Source organism: Bradyrhizobium sp. SUTN9-2, from assembly GCF_003122645.1.
GTDB lineage: Bacteria > Pseudomonadota > Alphaproteobacteria > Rhizobiales > Xanthobacteraceae > Bradyrhizobium > Bradyrhizobium yuanmingense.
The window spans coordinates 3,166,228-3,181,310 of sequence record NZ_LAXE01000001.1 but is presented as its reverse complement, the minus strand read 5'-3'; the positions used below and the strand labels follow the sequence as shown (position 1 = coordinate 3,181,310).

General features: G+C 64.0%; 16 protein-coding genes. 3 read left to right on the top strand and 13 right to left on the bottom strand.

Annotated features, from left to right (window positions below):
- Positions 1-60: 60 nt before the first annotated feature.
- The 3 genes from XF30_RS14545 to XF30_RS14540 all read right to left on the bottom strand — a co-directional run bounded on the left by XF30_RS14545 (position 61) and on the right by XF30_RS14540 (position 2,359).
- Positions 61-990, bottom strand: a complete 930-nt coding sequence (locus XF30_RS14545; protein WP_109143127.1) for an aspartyl/asparaginyl beta-hydroxylase domain-containing protein — start codon at positions 988-990, stop codon at positions 61-63.
- 143 nt (positions 991-1,133) lie between these two features.
- Complete coding sequence (locus XF30_RS38500; RefSeq protein ID WP_007612486.1) at positions 1,134-1,289, bottom strand: hypothetical protein; 156 nt, start codon at positions 1,287-1,289, stop codon at positions 1,134-1,136.
- A 146-nt stretch (positions 1,290-1,435) separates the two neighbouring features.
- Positions 1,436-2,359, bottom strand: coding sequence for a LysR family transcriptional regulator (locus tag XF30_RS14540; protein WP_109143126.1), 924 nt, complete (start codon positions 2,357-2,359; stop codon positions 1,436-1,438).
- A gap of 212 nt (positions 2,360-2,571) precedes the next feature.
- Here XF30_RS14540 and XF30_RS14535 point away from each other — a divergent pair, with 212 nt between their 5' ends.
- Complete coding sequence (locus XF30_RS14535; RefSeq protein ID WP_036015767.1) at positions 2,572-3,282, top strand: SDR family NAD(P)-dependent oxidoreductase; 711 nt, start codon at positions 2,572-2,574, stop codon at positions 3,280-3,282.
- 16 nt (positions 3,283-3,298) lie between these two features.
- Positions 3,299-3,535: a tautomerase family protein gene (locus XF30_RS14530; protein WP_192893139.1), complete on the top strand. Its 237-nt coding sequence runs from the start codon at positions 3,299-3,301 to the stop codon at positions 3,533-3,535.
- A gap of 121 nt (positions 3,536-3,656) precedes the next feature.
- Here XF30_RS14530 and XF30_RS14525 read toward each other — a convergent pair whose 3' ends face one another.
- The 6 genes from XF30_RS14525 to XF30_RS14500 form a co-directional block, all read right to left on the bottom strand.
- Positions 3,657-4,280 carry a phasin family protein gene (locus XF30_RS14525; RefSeq protein WP_192893138.1) on the bottom strand — a complete coding sequence of 208 codons (624 nt, stop codon included), beginning with the start codon at positions 4,278-4,280 and terminating at the stop codon, positions 3,657-3,659.
- On the bottom strand, positions 4,249-4,911 hold the full coding sequence (locus XF30_RS14520) for a nucleotide-binding protein (RefSeq protein WP_109143124.1): 663 nt from the start codon (positions 4,909-4,911) through the stop codon (positions 4,249-4,251). The genes XF30_RS14525 and XF30_RS14520 overlap by 32 nt, the downstream gene beginning before the upstream one ends.
- A 141-nt stretch (positions 4,912-5,052) precedes the next feature.
- Positions 5,053-6,513, bottom strand: a complete 1,461-nt coding sequence (locus XF30_RS14515) for a flavin-containing monooxygenase (protein ID WP_109143123.1) — start codon at positions 6,511-6,513, stop codon at positions 5,053-5,055.
- Positions 6,514-6,672: 159 nt separating this feature from the next.
- Positions 6,673-8,094 (bottom strand): adenosylhomocysteinase, encoded by a 1,422-nt coding sequence (ahcY, locus tag XF30_RS14510; RefSeq protein ID WP_036015760.1) that lies wholly within the window; start codon positions 8,092-8,094, stop codon positions 6,673-6,675.
- A 119-nt stretch (positions 8,095-8,213) separates the two neighbouring features.
- Positions 8,214-9,410: a methionine adenosyltransferase gene (gene metK, locus XF30_RS14505; protein ID WP_036015759.1), complete on the bottom strand. Its 1,197-nt coding sequence runs from the start codon at positions 9,408-9,410 to the stop codon at positions 8,214-8,216.
- Positions 9,411-9,470: 60 nt separating this feature from the next.
- A complete protein-coding gene (locus tag XF30_RS14500; protein WP_109143122.1) occupies positions 9,471-10,826 on the bottom strand; it encodes a hypothetical protein in 1,356 nt (451 codons plus the stop codon).
- Between the two features lie 318 nt (positions 10,827-11,144).
- On the opposite strand from XF30_RS14500, the gene XF30_RS38135 reads away from it, so the two are divergent.
- A complete protein-coding gene (locus XF30_RS38135; RefSeq protein ID WP_157784118.1) occupies positions 11,145-11,291 on the top strand; it encodes a hypothetical protein in 147 nt (48 codons plus the stop codon).
- Between the two features lie 160 nt (positions 11,292-11,451).
- Here the strand turns inward: XF30_RS38135 and XF30_RS14495 are convergent, their stop codons facing one another.
- From XF30_RS14495 to XF30_RS14480, 4 genes are read right to left on the bottom strand one after another with little or no spacing between them, the layout of a single operon-like run.
- Positions 11,452-12,570, bottom strand: a complete 1,119-nt coding sequence (locus XF30_RS14495; RefSeq protein ID WP_036015736.1) for a cobalamin-independent methionine synthase II family protein — start codon at positions 12,568-12,570, stop codon at positions 11,452-11,454.
- Between the two features lie 19 nt (positions 12,571-12,589).
- Positions 12,590-13,306, bottom strand: a complete 717-nt coding sequence (locus tag XF30_RS14490; protein WP_036029900.1) for an ABC transporter ATP-binding protein — start codon at positions 13,304-13,306, stop codon at positions 12,590-12,592.
- Positions 13,299-14,054, bottom strand: a complete 756-nt coding sequence (locus XF30_RS14485) for an ABC transporter ATP-binding protein (RefSeq protein WP_109143121.1) — start codon at positions 14,052-14,054, stop codon at positions 13,299-13,301. The genes XF30_RS14490 and XF30_RS14485 overlap by 8 nt, the downstream gene beginning before the upstream one ends.
- Positions 14,051-15,079: a branched-chain amino acid ABC transporter permease gene (locus XF30_RS14480; RefSeq protein WP_057028721.1), complete on the bottom strand. Its 1,029-nt coding sequence runs from the start codon at positions 15,077-15,079 to the stop codon at positions 14,051-14,053. Before XF30_RS14480 ends, XF30_RS14485 begins: the two co-directional genes overlap by 4 nt.
- Positions 15,080-15,083: the final 4 nt, after the last annotated feature.

Below are 15,083 nucleotides of genomic sequence, written 5' to 3'. Positions count from 1 at the left end.
GGCGGATCGAGATGAGGCAACGGCCGACCAAGCTTCGCTGATCCGCCCCGCGCATTTGCCTCAGTTCAGTGCCGAATACACGATGAGGCCGAGGATCAGCGCCGCCAGCGCGTATTTCAGCGTGTAGTAGACGTTGCGGTTCCATTCCTTCACCTTGCGGCTGGCGAGGTGGATCTCGTAGAGCTTGCCGAACACATTGTTGAGCACGCCGACGTGCTCACCGTCGACATTCTGGGTCGCCGACGCCTTGACGATGTGATGGCTGACCCAGCGGTTGATCGCGGTCATGAAGCCGTACTTCATCGGGCGCTCGACGTCGCAGAACAGGATGATGCGGTTGACGTCGGTCGCATTCTCGGCGCTGTGGATGAAGGTCTCGTCGAACATGAAGGCCTCGCCATCACGCCAGACGCATTCGACGCCATCGACGAGGATCCGGCACTTGTTCGAGTTCGGCGTGACCAGGCCGAGGTGATAGCGCAGAGAGCCGGCGAAGGGATCACGGTGAGCGCCGAGCTTGCCGCCGGGCGGCAGCATCGCGAACATCGCGCCATGCACGCTCGGGATCGATTTGAGCAGCTCCACCGTCTTCGGGCACAGCGTGTTCGCCGACGGCAGGAAGTCGTCGTACCATTTCAGGTAGAACCGCTTCCAGCCGCTCTTGAAGAACGAGTAGAAGCCCCAATCGTTGTTCTTCGCCGCCGCGCGGATAAAACCTTCATCGAACAGGCGCACGGCTTCGTCGCGGATGGTCTCCCAGTTCTCGCGGAGGGGCTTCAGCTCCGGAAACTGATCGACCGAGATCACCGGCTTGTTCGGCACCGCCGAGCCCGCATACATCAGCACATTGTAAGGTGCGAGATAGGTCGAATGATCGCCGAGCTGGCGCGCGAAGCGCAGCCGCTGCTTGCCGCGGAAGTGGACATAAATCGTCGAAGCCGCAAGCACGTACAAAATGACGAGCTGCGGCGCAAAAAGCTGTTTCAACATTTCCCCAATCCCCAAGTGACCCAGCCGGGGTGTCGTGTAGCCCGACCCGGCCGGAGCGGCAAGATATTCACCGCTGGGTTGCAATCACGCCGGGGAGAGCAAGGGGATGGACTGGGGGTCTAAACCGGCCGAAACGAGCCGAATCAAGCCCGCGACAGCGCCTGCAGGCCCTTGAAGGTCAGGCGCTTGGGGTCGGTGACGCCGGCGAGATAGAGGCGGCGGATGAAGGCGATGACGGCGTCGCGGTCGCAATCGGTCAGCGCGACGACGGCGTCGACCGCTATTCTCTGGGCTTCCATTGGGCTCACCTCGGCCTTGCGAGTAACCCCGGCCGAGACAGGGTAGGACTCATCCGTTAAATCGGCGTTAACCGTTCAGGAACCATCGCCGATTCAGCCGCCCCGCCGTATACGCGAAAACGCGCATTGCGGGGGCATGAAGCGGCTCAACGCGCCTTGGTGCTCTGCTTCAGCAGCGCAAACTGCTTCTTCAGCCGGGGCACGGCGAAGTCGGTGAAGGCGCGCACCTTGGGCACCGAAAGCCGGCCCTGCGGGCAGATCAGATGCGCCGGCATCTCCGGATCCTCGTCGTCCGCCAGCACGATCTCGAGCTCGCGGCGCGAGACCTGCTCGGCCACTTGGTACGAATACATCCGCGCCACGCCGCGCCCGGCCACAGTGGAGGCCACTGCCGCATAGGTGCTGTTGACGACGAGCCGCGGGGTGAACTGCACGGTGCGCGGCGCCGATGAGCCCGGCTGCGGCGCAAAGGTCCAGGAATTGGGCAGATGCGCCATCGCGACGATCTGGTGTTTGGCGAGATCGCCCGGCTCGGTGATGCGCGGATGTTGTTTCAGGTAGCGGGGAGCTGCCACCACGACGCGGCTGATCCCGCCGACCCGCATCGCCACCATCGCCGAATCCGCCAGCGGACCGATGCGAAGCGCGATATCGACGCCTTCCTCGATCAGATTGACCGCACGGTCGAACAGCAGGAGTTTTGCCGATACGGTCGGATAGGCGTCGAGAAACGCGTCGAGGATCGGCCGCAGTACCATCTCGCCGGAGACCACCGGAGCGGTGATCGTGAGCAGACCACGCGGAGCCGTGCGCGGTCCGGCCGCGATGTCCTCGGCCTCCTCCAGATCGGTGAGCACGCGGCGGCAGATCGCGACATAACGCTCGCCTTCCTCGCTCAGCTTGATCGAGCGTGTCGTCCGGTGCAGCAGCTCGGCGCCGACCCGCTGCTCCAGAAAGGCGATGGCGCGGCTCACCGCAGCCGGCGATCGGCCGAGCTTGCGTCCTGCGGCAGCCAAGCTGCCCTCGTCCACCGCAAGGACAAACACCTTCATCGCGTCCAGACGATCCATGCGCTCGCCGCAGCCCCCTGAGATTTCGGCTGAAAGCTAGGCGTTTGCGCCGGCTGCGACAACCTCCGCAAGGATCGATCCGGCATTCGTTCGCGTCGCGAAAGAGTGTCTGCCGGGCAGCGGATATTCGCAAGCAAGCTGCCGCAGCGTACCTCAACGCCCAAGCCAGCCGCCGCTGGCGCAGGTTTTCAAGCCAACAACAGGAGCCCGTCATGGGTATCGAGCAGAAGGTCGCCATCATCACCGGTGCATCGCAGGGTATCGGCGCCGCCCTGGTCCAGGGTTTTCGCGATCGCAACTATCGCGTCGTCGCAACGGCGCGCTCCATCAAGCCGTCGGGTGACGACGACGTCCTCGCCGTTGCAGGCGACATCGCCGAGCGGTCCACCGCAGAGCGCGTGGTGTCGCAAGCGATCGCCCGCTTCGGCCGAGTCGACACGCTGGTCAACAACGCGGGCATCTTCGTCGCAAAACCGTTTACCCAGTACACGGCCGAGGACTATGCCGCAGTTATGGGCACCAATGTCGCGGGCTTCTTCAACATCACGCAGCTCGCCATCGCCGAAATGGAGAAGCAGGGGTCTGGCCACGTCGTCCAGATCACGACGACGCTGGTCGATCAGGCCAATTCGAATGTGCCCTCGGTGCTGGCCTCGCTGAGCAAGGGCGGGCTGAACGCCGCGACCAAGTCGCTCGCGATCGAATACGCCAGGCGCGGCATCCGCGTGAATGCGGTGTCGCCCGGCATCATCAAGTCGCCGATGCATCCGGTCGCGACGCACGCGCAGCTCGACGCGCTGCACCCGGTCGGCCACATGGGCGAGATGTCTGACATCGTCGATGCTGTGCTCTATCTCGAGGGCGCCTCCTTTGTCACCGGCGAGATCCTGCATGTCGACGGCGGCCAGAGCGCCGGCCACTGAGCGGAGGAGAACGACAATGCCCATCGTCACCATTCAAGTGACCCGCGAGGGAACGGCGCCGGGTGCAGCGTCGCTCACGGCGGAGGAGAAGGCCGCACTGATCAAGGGCTCGAGCGAGCTGCTGCGCGACGTGCTCGGCAAGCCGCTCGAGTCCACCTTCGTCGTGATCGAGGAGGTCGACACCGACAATTGGGGCTGGGGCGGCGTGCCCGTGCAGGAATTCCGCCGCCGCCGCGCCACGCAGACAGGATGATCTGCACGCCGTCGCGCGCAAGAGGATGACATGACCTCGGCACGATCGTCGGCCCGCTCGTCGCCGACCATCTCGGCGACCGCTCGGGTTTTGGTCCCGCCCTTCGCGCAGGCGAGCTGCATCACCTGGCACTGGGCTTTGTCATGCTTTGAGCAAGCGACCTCAGCAACTCGGTTTGCTTCAGGACCAACTCACATTGCTTTCGCGCATGCGTGCCCGACAGCTCAACCAACTCTGCCAGAGTCTTTGCACGCCCTAGCTCCCGCGCATACTCCAAGGTCGCGCCCGCATTGACCTTCATCAGTTCGAGCACGACGGTGCGACACTCGGCTGCCGTCCCAATCGCGTCGATGAGATCGCTTTCCACGACGACGGTTTCATTGGCCTCTGATGTCACACTGGCCAGCCGTGATTTTGCGAGGTCGTTGGCGAAGTTAAGCGTAGCGCTCATGCCGTCCAAAGCGCAGGCTTGATATCCCTTAGCCATGTCCACGATGAGATCAGTGCCGCTCGAAGGTTCAGGTCTTGCAACGATGACGCTGGCCGCTTCTTGTACCGGAACAGTCATCGGAGCAGGCGCTTCTTGCGCAATCTGCGGCGCATCTTGGGGGAAGACGGCGACTGAGCCCTGCGGCATGGCCAAGCCCTCGTCGACCGCACGGCTCACTTCCTCCGCCAGTTCCAGCAGCGAGCGACGCCCGGTGCGTGCAACGTCAGCAGGCAGCTTTGAGCGCGCCTTTCCCATAATCATCCGACTCCTCGGCCAAGTGCGCCGCGATCCAACCCCACAAACTTACAATTTCGTCCGAAGCTTTGCCCGCCGGTGCGAACTCCGTCACGCCCAACCCTGCTCCGAGTGCATCCTGGTGATCGTTACGCTGCGCAATAAACGGGAGTGCAAGCACGCCGAGCGAGCTTAGCGATGTGGCAGCTTCGCTCAGCCGGCACCCTCGCGTCGGTGTCTGATTGAGGATAAAGGCAAATCGGCGGTTGAGTCTGCGAATGGCGATCAGTGTAGGAATTGCGGCTTCGATATCGGCCGGGCTCGGGCGCGCCGGGATGAGACAGAGATCGGCGCAGGCGATGACGCGCATCGCCAGGCTGTTGGTCGTGGCAGCTGTGTCGATGATGGCAAGCGAGACGCCTTCGGCCTTCAGGCGTGCGATCAACGGTTCGATCTCGGCAGGATCGGCAACGCGCTCGACGCGGGGATAGGGATGATCGCGGCGCTCTTTCCATTTCGAGATCGTACCTTGCGCGTCCGCCTCAATGAGAGCGACGCGCTCAGCGCGCTGCATTGCTGCCACCGCCAGTCCAACGGACAGCGTACTCTTGCCGCTTCCGCCTTTTTGCGTGACCAGGGCAAGGACATGCATGTCCTGCGCTCCCCTTAGATGGCAACGACGCGGAACTCAGACGTTGCCGGAAATAAACTTCTTGCAGCGCAAAAAATACTACCGCAAGTCGCGATTCGTCTCAAGCGAACGCGAGGCTATCCCGTATCCTACGTAGCAAGATCAGGAATACTGCATCACGCCATCGTCGATCCGACCGAAGCGCAACGAGACGATGTCGAGCGCGTAGTTCTGGTGGAGCCGCCAGGGCCGCTTCGAGCCCTGCTTCGGCATTTTGGCGATCGAGCGCTGCACGTAGCCCGAGGTGAAATCGAGCGAAGGCTGTGCGGTGATGGTGGGATCATCGTTGTGCGGCATGCACTGGCGGAAATTGTGCCGGTCCATGTAATTGATGAGGCGGCAGACATATTCGCATGTGAGGTCGCATTTCAGCGTCCAGGACGCGTTGGTGTAGCCGAAGGCCGAGGCCATGTTCGGCACGTCGGCATACATCATGCCCTTGTAGGTCAGCGTGTTGGCGAAATCGACGGAGCGGCCGTCGACGCTGACCTCGAGGCCACCGGCGACCTGGAGCACCAGCCCGGTCGCCGTCACGATGATGTCGGCCGCCAGCTCGCGGCCGTCCTTCAGGCGGATGCCGTCATGCGTGAAGGTGTCGATCTCGCTGGTGACGACGCTGGCGCGCTGCTCGCGGATCGCATTGAAGAGGTCGCCGTCGGGCACGAGGCACAGCCGCTGGTCCCAGGGATTGTAGCGCGGCGTGAAGTGGGTCGCGACGTCGTAGTCCGGGCCGAGCGCGATTCTCACGCCCTTGAGGATCAGATCCTTCACCTTCGCCGGCCTGCGCCGGCTGAGCTGGAAGAAGAACATCCCCCACATCACGTTGCGCCAGCGGATCAGGTGATAGGCGAACTTCGCCGGCAGGTTGCGGCGCAGCTTGTTGGCGAGGATATCCTGCGCCGGCCGCGACACCACATAGGTCGGCGAGCGCTGCAGCATGGTGACCTGCTCCGCCTGCTTGGCGAGCTCCGGCACCAGCGTTACTGCTGTCGCGCCCGAGCCGATCACGACGACACGCTTGCCCGCGTAGTCGATGTCCTCGGTCCATTTCTGCGGATGCACGATGCGGCCGGCGAAATCAGCGGCGCCCTTGAACTCCGGCGTATAGCCCGCTTCGTATTTGTAATAGCCTGAGCACATGAATAGAAAGTTGCAGGTGAAGCGCACCAGCTCGGTCGCGCCCTCGCCCGTGATGCGCTCGGCCTCGACGGTCCAGCGCGCATCCGGCGTCGACCACGCCGCGCGCTTGACGCGATGGTGGAAGCGGATGTGCTTATCGATGCCGTTCTCGCTAGCAGTCTCGCGCACATAGTTCAGGATCTGCGGCCCGTCGGCGATCGCCTTCGGATCGGTCCACGGCTTGAACGAATAGCCGAGCGTGAACATGTCGCTGTCGGAGCGGATGCCGGGATAGCGGAAGAGGTCCCAGGTGCCGCCGATGCAATCGCGGCCTTCGAGGATGACGTAGCTCTTGGCCGGACACTTGGTCTGCAGATGATAGCCGGCGCCGATGCCTGATAGCCCGGCGCCGACGATCAGCACGTCGAAATGTTCTTGTTGCATAGTTTCCTCCGCCGGGGCGGAGTGTCCGCCTGCCGCTGCTGGCCGTCAATCGGCAATCAACGGGCCGCAACTGCAAAGCGAGTTGAATTCCATGCCCCGAAACAACAAAGCCCCGGATCGCTCCGGGGCTTTGCGTCGATGGTTGGTCGAACCGGTGGCTCAGTAGCGGTAGTGGTCCGATTTGTACGGGCCTTCCTGCTTCACGCCGATATAGTCGGCCTGGTCCTTGCGGAGCTCGGTGAGCTTGACGCCGATCTTGGAGAGGTGCAGGCGGGCGACCTTCTCGTCGAGCGTCTTGGGCAGCACGTAGACCTTCTTCTCGTACTTGCCGTCCTTGTTGTTGGCGAACAGCTCGATCTGCGCCAGCGTCTGGTTGGTGAAGGACGCCGACATCACGAAGGACGGATGGCCCATCGCATTGCCGAGGTTCACGAGGCGGCCCTCCGACAGCAGGATGATGCGGTGCTTGTCGGGGAACTCGATCTCGTCGACCTGCGGCTTGATGTTGGTCCACTTCAGATTGCGCAGAGACGCGATCTGGATCTCGTTGTCGAAGTGGCCGATGTTGCAGACGATGGCGCGATCCTTCATCGCGCGCATGTGCTCGATGGTGATGATGTCCTTGTTGCCGGTGGCGGTGACGAAGATGTCGGCCCGCGGCGCGGCGTCTTCCATGGTCACCACCTCGTAGCCTTCCATCGCCGCCTGCAGCGCGCAGATCGGATCGACCTCGGAGACCATGACGCGGCAGCCGGCCTGGCGCAGCGAGGCGGCAGAGCCCTTGCCGACGTCGCCGAAGCCGGCGACCATCGCGACCTTGCCTGACAGCATCACGTCGGTGCCGCGGCGGATGCCGTCGACCAGCGATTCACGGCAGCCATAGAGGTTGTCGAACTTCGACTTGGTGACGCTGTCGTTGACGTTGATGGCCGGCCACAGCAGCGTGCCCGCTTTCTGCATGTCATAGAGACGATGCACGCCGGTGGTGGTCTCTTCGGAGACGCCCTTGATGCTGTTGGCGATCCCCGCGAAGTAGCCCTTCGGCTTTTCCTTGAGCTGCTTCTTCAGAAGCGCGAAGAATACTTCCTCTTCCTCGGAGCCGGGCTTGTCGAGGAAGGCGGTGTCGCCGTTCTCCGCGCGCAGACCGAGATGGACATACATGGTGGCGTCACCGCCGTCATCGAGGATCATGTTCGGGTGACCGCCGCCGTGCCAGTCGAACAGCTTGGCGGTGTAGTCCCAGTACTCGGTCAGCGTCTCGCCCTTGACGGCGAAGACGGGAATGCCGGCGGCGGCGATCGCAGCGGCAGCGTGATCCTGCGTCGAATAGATGTTGCAGGAGACCCAGCGGATGTCGGCGCCGAGCGCGGCGAGCGTCTCGATCAACACGCCGGTCTGGATCGTCATGTGCAGCGAGCCGGCGATGCGCGCGCCCTTCAGCGGCTGCTTCGGGCCGTACTCCTCGCGGGTGGCCATCAGGCCAGGCATCTCGGTCTCGGCCAGCGAGAGCTCCTTGCGGCCGAAATCGGCGAGCGAAATGTCCTTGACGATGTAATCGGTGAAGCCGGGCTTCGCGTTCATGGCGAGTGTCCTGTTGTTGAACTCGTCATTCCGGGGCACTTCCAAGAGGCGAACCCGGAATCTCGACGTGATAGATGAGGATCCCGGGGTCGCGTACGCGCCCCGGGATGTCGCGTTTATTAGAGCGCGCGCTTGAGCTGCTCGACGAGGTCGGTCTTCTCCCAGGAGAAGCCGCCCTCGTTGTCGGGCGTGCGGCCGAAATGGCCGTAGGCCGAGGTGCGCGCGTAGATCGGCCGGTTGAGATCGAGATGAGTGCGGATGCCGCGCGGGGTGAGGTCCATCGCCTTGGCGGCGGCCTTCTCGAGCTGGTCTTCCGAAACCTTACCGGTGCCGTGGGTGTCAATGTAGATCGACAGCGGGCGCGCCACGCCGATGGCGTAGGCGAGCTGCAGGGTGCAGCGGTCGGCAAGACCGGCGGCGACGATGTTCTTGGCGACGTAGCGCGCAGCATAGGCCGCGGAGCGGTCGACCTTGGTCGGATCCTTGCCGGAGAACGCGCCGCCGCCGTGCGGGGCCGCACCGCCATAGGTGTCGACGATGATCTTGCGGCCGGTCAGGCCGGAATCGCCGTCGGGACCGCCGATGTAGAACTTGCCGGTGGGGTTGATGTGCCAGATCGTCTTCGCGGTGATCCAGTCCTTCGGCAGCGCCTCGCGCACATAGGGCTCGACGATCTCGCGAACCTGGTTCGAGCTGAGGTCGGGAACCAGATGCTGGTGCGACACGACGATCTCGCGCACGCCGACCGGCTTGCCGTTCTCGTACTGCACGGTGACCTGGCTCTTGGAGTCCGGACCCAGCACCTTCTCCTTGCCGGAGTGCCGGGCTTCCGAGATCAGGCGCAGGATCTTGTGGGCGTAGAAGATCGGCGCCGGCATCAGATCGGGCGTCTCGTTGGTGGCGTAGCCGAACATGATGCCCTGGTCGCCCGCGCCTTCTTCCTTGACCTCGCCCGGCTGCAGCGCATCGACGCCCTGGGCGATGTCGGCCGATTGCGGATGCAGGAGGATCTCGATGTCGCAGGTCTTCCAGTGGAAGCCTTCCTGCTCGTAGCCGATGTCCTTGATCGCGCCGCGCACGACGCCCTCGATCTGCTCGTTGGTCACCGACTTCGGGCCGCGGGTCTCGCCGGCGATCACCACCTTGTTGGTGGTCGCGAGCGTTTCGCAGGCGGCGCGGATTTGCCAGGGGTCGATGCCCGCCTTAGGCCCTTCACGGTAGAACAGGTCGACGATCTCATCGGAGATCCGGTCACAGACCTTATCCGGATGGCCCTCGGACACGGACTCGCTGGTGAAGAGATAGGACGCGCGCATCAGTAACCCCTTGTTCCGCCGCTAGCTGGCGGGCGTTTGCGATGTTTACTTTTGATGATGTCAATCACGCCGGCGCGAGATGACGTAGGATTCGTCGAGAAACCAGAGCCCGTTGTACTTCCGCAGCACATCCCTGGCGGCATCCAGAGTGCGGCCGTTTTGAGTCATTTCTGTCAATCGGTCGTCCTCAATCTGAGCCACATACACCGCCGCATTCCACGCTGCAAAGGCCGTCGAGGTTCCGATGGTGCCGGTGACCTCGTTGGGCAGAGCTTCCATATCATACCTGAAGATCGAACGATTGTCCGCGTATGCATTAAAATTTAAGTCGCGGCCCACCGATCCAAGTTCATACTTAACGGCACGCAGTAGCTCATGACGGCTGACTGAGAAAGGATTTTCTCCCGGCCAGATCGCCTGGATCATTTCCATGCCCGGATCCTGCCCATGGGAGTGGATACCGATCAGCCTGCCGCCCGGCCGCAGCGACCGCGCCAGAGGTGCAATGATCCGCTTGGCCCGGAAATTGACCGATGACAGGGCCCGGTACGGCTGGGATGCGATGACGAGGTCGAAATTGGCCTCAGTCTGGCCTGGCCGCGGAATGGTCGAATCCAGCAGGAACCTGTGGTCCTCGCGATAGAGCACGAGGACGACCGGCCGCTCGTAGAGCGGCATGGCCGTGCGTGGGCTGATCGCAGCGCGCCAGTTCTGCTCCAGAAAGGGCCTCAGCTCCGCGATCTGCTGCTCGAACTCGCCCGACGAAGCGCCGCGGAGCGGCACCTCGTGCCAGACGGTGGCGGCCGCCGCGGCGGGCGACGCTGGCGTCAGCCAGGGCGCCTCCGCGTAGAACATGTTGGTGAACACAAACACCGATGCCGGGTGCTCGAAAATGCGGTCCGGCACCTTCTCCAGCGTCAGGCGCAAATCCTCCAGGCTGAGCTCCTTGCCCGCGACGTAGAACGGCATGTGCGGAAAGCGCTGGTGCGTGGCGCGCAGCACCCGCGCCAGCACCGTTCCGTCGCCGACGCCGGCGTCGAACAGACGCAGCGCCGGCGGGCGCGGATGGATGGAGCTCAGCTCCAAGGCAACCCTGTCTGCGATCACCCGCTTTTCGCTGCAGGTGTGGACGAACAGCAGATATTTCTGGCGGTTCTCGAAGAAGCGGAAATTGCCTCGTGGATCGCGCTTCTCGGGCGGTACCTGAAGTCCCCGCGGCGGCGGCACGCCGCCGGCCATCGACGCCGCCATATAGGCCTGGATCCGCTCCAGCGTGTCGATGGTGATGCGCTTTCCCTCGCGCAGGCGATGCACCAGCTTCCCATCGTTCACTGCGCGCCGGCCGAACGTCGATTCCGCCATGTCCGCCTTGCGGCAGAAGTCGGTGATCTGGCTCAGGATTTCGTCGTTCTTCATGAGTGGGAAATCGGTGGGCAGACGGATTGGGACCAATCTCCTAGCAAAATCTGCCCACTGAGGGAATAGCGGATCCAAGCGCCTCCTTCACAGTTTGCTCCGGCCGCGAGCCGCGCCCCACTCTGGCCCCGCCGAGCAACAACTGGCGCTTCTCCTCTGATCGCCTCCTGACCGTGCGCGCCTGCCCGGTCGCCCTGCTCGCCGCGCTCCTGTGGTCCGCCCGCGGTCGCGCAGGCACGCGCAATCAGCTCGAGCCGAGCTGCACGGCGGACACGACGCCGCAGACAAGATGATCAATGCCTGCGAAGGAATCATCGCGTGGGAGGTGCAGGGGCACGGCCCGCCGAGCGGCACGAGCTCAATCGCGGCAAGGCCAGGCGCGGCAAGGTGATCTCGACCCCGAAGAACAAGCATGTGCCCATGGTCGAACTCCTCTCTGTGGGGGTCTATCTGGCGGAGAAGTGACTCGTGCCCGGACGCAGCGCAGCGCTTCTCAGCGGTGCTCTGCAGAGCTGAGGCCTATAGCTCCGCGCAGCAAGTCGAGCAGCATGGGTCCCGGCTCTGCGCAGCAACGCTGGAGCGTTGCTGCGCGTCCGGGACACGGGTGAGCCTTAACGGCGGAGCCTTACTGCCCCCACACTTCCTTCGCGATCTCGACCGCGAGGCTGAGCTTGGCCCACTGCTCCTCCTCGGAGAGGATGTTGCCCTCTTCCGTCGAGGCAAAGCCACATTGCGGCGACAGCGCGAGCTGCTCCAAGGGCGCGAACTTGGCGGCTTCTTCCAGGCGGCGCTTGATGTCGTCCTTCTTCTCGAGCTCGCCGAACTTCGAGGTGATGACGCCGACCACGACGACCTTGTTGCCCTTGGGCAGGAAGCGCAGCGGCTCGAAACCGCCGGCGCGGTCGCTGTCGTACTCCAGGAAGTAGCCGTCGTAATTGGTGCCGGCGAGCATGGTCTCGGCCACCGGCTCGTAGCCACCCGAGGAAATCCAGGTCGAGCGGAAATTACCGCGGCAGACGTGGGTCGTCACCACCATGTCGGCCGGCTTCTCCGCCAGCGCGTAGTTGATGATGCGCGCATAGATCTGTTGCAGCCCATCCGGATTATCGCCGCGCTCGCGTGCCTTCTGCAATTCGTCCTGCGAGCAGAGATAGGCCCAGACGGTGTCGTCGAACTGGAGATAGCGGCAGCCGGCGTCGTAGAACGCCTTCACGGCCTTGCGGTAGGTCTTGCCGAGATCTTCGTAGAAGGCGTCGAGATCGGGATAGACGTCCTTGGAGATCGACTTGCGTCCGCCGCGGAAGTGGAGCACTGCCGGCGAAGGGATCGTCATCTTGGCGGTGACGTGAGCCTGGTCGGCGACCTTCTTCAGGAAGCGGAAGTGGTCCAGCATCGGGTGGCTGTCTGGAAAGTCGAGCTTGCCGATGACGCGGACCGCATCGTGACGGGTCTGCACGCCCGTGAACTGGATGCCGGTGTCGGGGTGAAACAGCTCGCAGCCGGTGAGCTTGGCCAGGAAGTCGAAATGCCACCAGGAGCGGCGGAATTCGCCGTCGGTCGCGAGCTTCAGCCCGATCGAGGCCTGCTTGTGCACGACCTTCTCGATCTCCATGTCCTCGATCTTGCGCAGATCGTCGGCCGAGATCTCGCCCTTCTCCAGCCGGCTACGGGCTTCCTTGATCTTGAGCGGACGCAGGAGGCTGCCGACCTCGTCGGCGCGGAAGGGGGCTGTGGTTCGCTGCATGTGTTACTCCCTGGACATCTTAGTGGGCCGCCGCCCCGGCGACGCCGAGATGGCGCTCCAGGACAGAGGGGTCGGTCTTCAGCGCGGCGCTCGGAGCGTCGTGGACGATCGTTCCGCGCTCCAATATCACAACGCGATCGGCGAGCCCCAGAATCTTTTGGGCATTCTGCTCTACGATGATCGAGCAGATACCTCCGGACCGGGTGATGGTCCCGATCGCCTTCAAGAGTTCCTCGACGATGATGGGCGCAAGGCCCTCCATCGGCTCGTCCAGCAGCAGGACTTTCGGATTGAGGGTAAGTGCGCGACCGATCGCCAGCATCTGCTGCTCGCCGCCGGAGAGCTGGTTGCCGAAATTGCTCCGCCGCTCCTTCAGCCGCGGGAACATCTCGTACACCTTCTCGACCGTCCAGGGACCGGGCTGCGCTACGGCGGTCATGTTCTCTTCCACCGTCAGCGAGCGGAAGATGTTGCGCTCCTGCGGCACCCAGCCGATGCCGGCGCGCGCCCGCTGGTCGGGCCGCATCGCCGTCACATCGGTGCCGGCCAGCGCAATGGAGCCTGCGAAGCGGCGCGTGACGCCGACGATGGAGTTGATCAGCGTGGTCTTGCCGGTGCCGTTGCGCCCGAGCAGCGCCAGCACCTGTCCTTCGGCGAGGCGGAGCGTCATCTTCGGCAGCACCACCGCCTCGCCGTAGCCGGCGCGAAGCGAATCGATCGCGAGCAGGTCAGACATCGACCGCCTCCTCGCCGAGATAGACCGCCTTCACCTGCGGATCGCGCGCGACCTCTTCGGGCGGGCCTTCGGTCAGCAGCGCGCCCGAGACCAGCACCGAGATGCGATCAGCAAAGGAGAACACGAGGTCCATGTCGTGCTCGATCAGGAGCACGGTGACGTCCCGCGGCAGGCTGCCCACGACGTCGAGAATGTCGTGGCGCTCGCTCTCGGGCACGCCGGCGGCGGGCTCGTCGAGCAGCAGCACGCGCGGCTTGGCCGCAATGGCCACCGCGATCTCGAGCAGGCGCTGCTTACCGTAGGGCAGCGTCACGGTCTCTTCGTTCATGACGTCGAGCAGATGGAAGCGGGAGAGCAGATCGGCGGTCTCGCCATTGACGTCACTGCGCGTGCCCATCCGTCGCCACCAGTCGCCGCCATGGCCGAGGCGCTCGGAGACCGCGAGCCCGATGGTCTCCAGGGGAGTCAGGTCCGGGTAGAGCTGGTTGATCTGGAACGTGCGCGACAACCCGCGCAGCACGCGCTTGTGCACCGGCAGATCGGTGATGTCCTGGCCTTCGAGCAGGATGCGGCCCGAGTTCGGCTTCAGCACGCCCGTGAGCTGGTTGATGACCGTGGTCTTGCCGGCACCGTTCGGACCGATCAGCGCGTGGCGGGCGCCCTGCTCGACCTTCAAGGACAGATCGCGGGTGACGCGCAGGCCGCCGAACTGCTTTTCGAGATTCTGGGTTTCGAGCGCGATGGTCATGAATCGCTCTCCGGCACGGCAACGATCGCCTTGCGCCCCGCAATCCGCCTGATGATCAGGTTCGGCACATACAGCACCCAGCGATGCAGGCGCTGGCGGCCGACCAGCACGATCACGACCAGCACGAGCCCGATCCAGAACTGCCAATATTGCGGCGTGATGGTCGAGAACAATTCCTGGAGCATGCGGAAGATCACCGCGCCGATCAGCCCGCCGTAGAGATAGCCGGTGCCGCCGATCACGAGCACCAGCATCAGGTCCGCGGAGCGCTCGAAGGCGAACACGTCGAGCGAGGCGATCGCGGTCGTCTGGGTGAACAGCGCTCCCGCAATGCCGGCATAGAACGCAGCCAGCGTATAGATCGCGACCAGGCGGCGGTTGACCGGAATGCCAATGGCGGCGGCGCGGAGCGGATTGTTCTTGATGGCGCGCAGCGACAGGCCGAACGGGGAATTCACGACGCGGCGGGCCAACAGGAACAGCAGGAACAACACGGCGAGCGAATAGAAGAAGCCGGCCTTGCCGAACATGTCGAACGGGATCTCGCCGAAGATCGGCTGCATCTCGATGCCCTGCAGGCCGTCGGTCCCACCGGTGATATTGGAGAAGCGCTCGGCGAGCGCTTCCAGCAGCAACGCAATGCCGAGCGTCACCATCAGGCGCGTCAGGTCGACGCCGCGGATCACCAGAAAGCTGGTGGCAAAGCCGAGCACCATGGCGGCAAGGCCGGCGACGATCAGCGCCAGCACGGGCTCCTTGACGATGCCGTGCAGCGCCAGCAGCCCCGCGGCATAGGCGCCGACGCCGAAGAAGGCGGCATGGCCCAGCGAAACGATGCCGGCATAGCCGAGGATGAGATCGAGCGACATCGCGAACAGCGCGAGGCGCAGGATGTCGGTCATGATCAGATAGCGCGACGGAAATGCGAAGCCGCAGGCCAGCACGATCAGCCAGAAGGCGATTTCGCCGTAGTGCCAGCGCGCCTGGCGCTGGGCATGGTAGCCGACGTCGGAAGCAGCGCTCATCGGT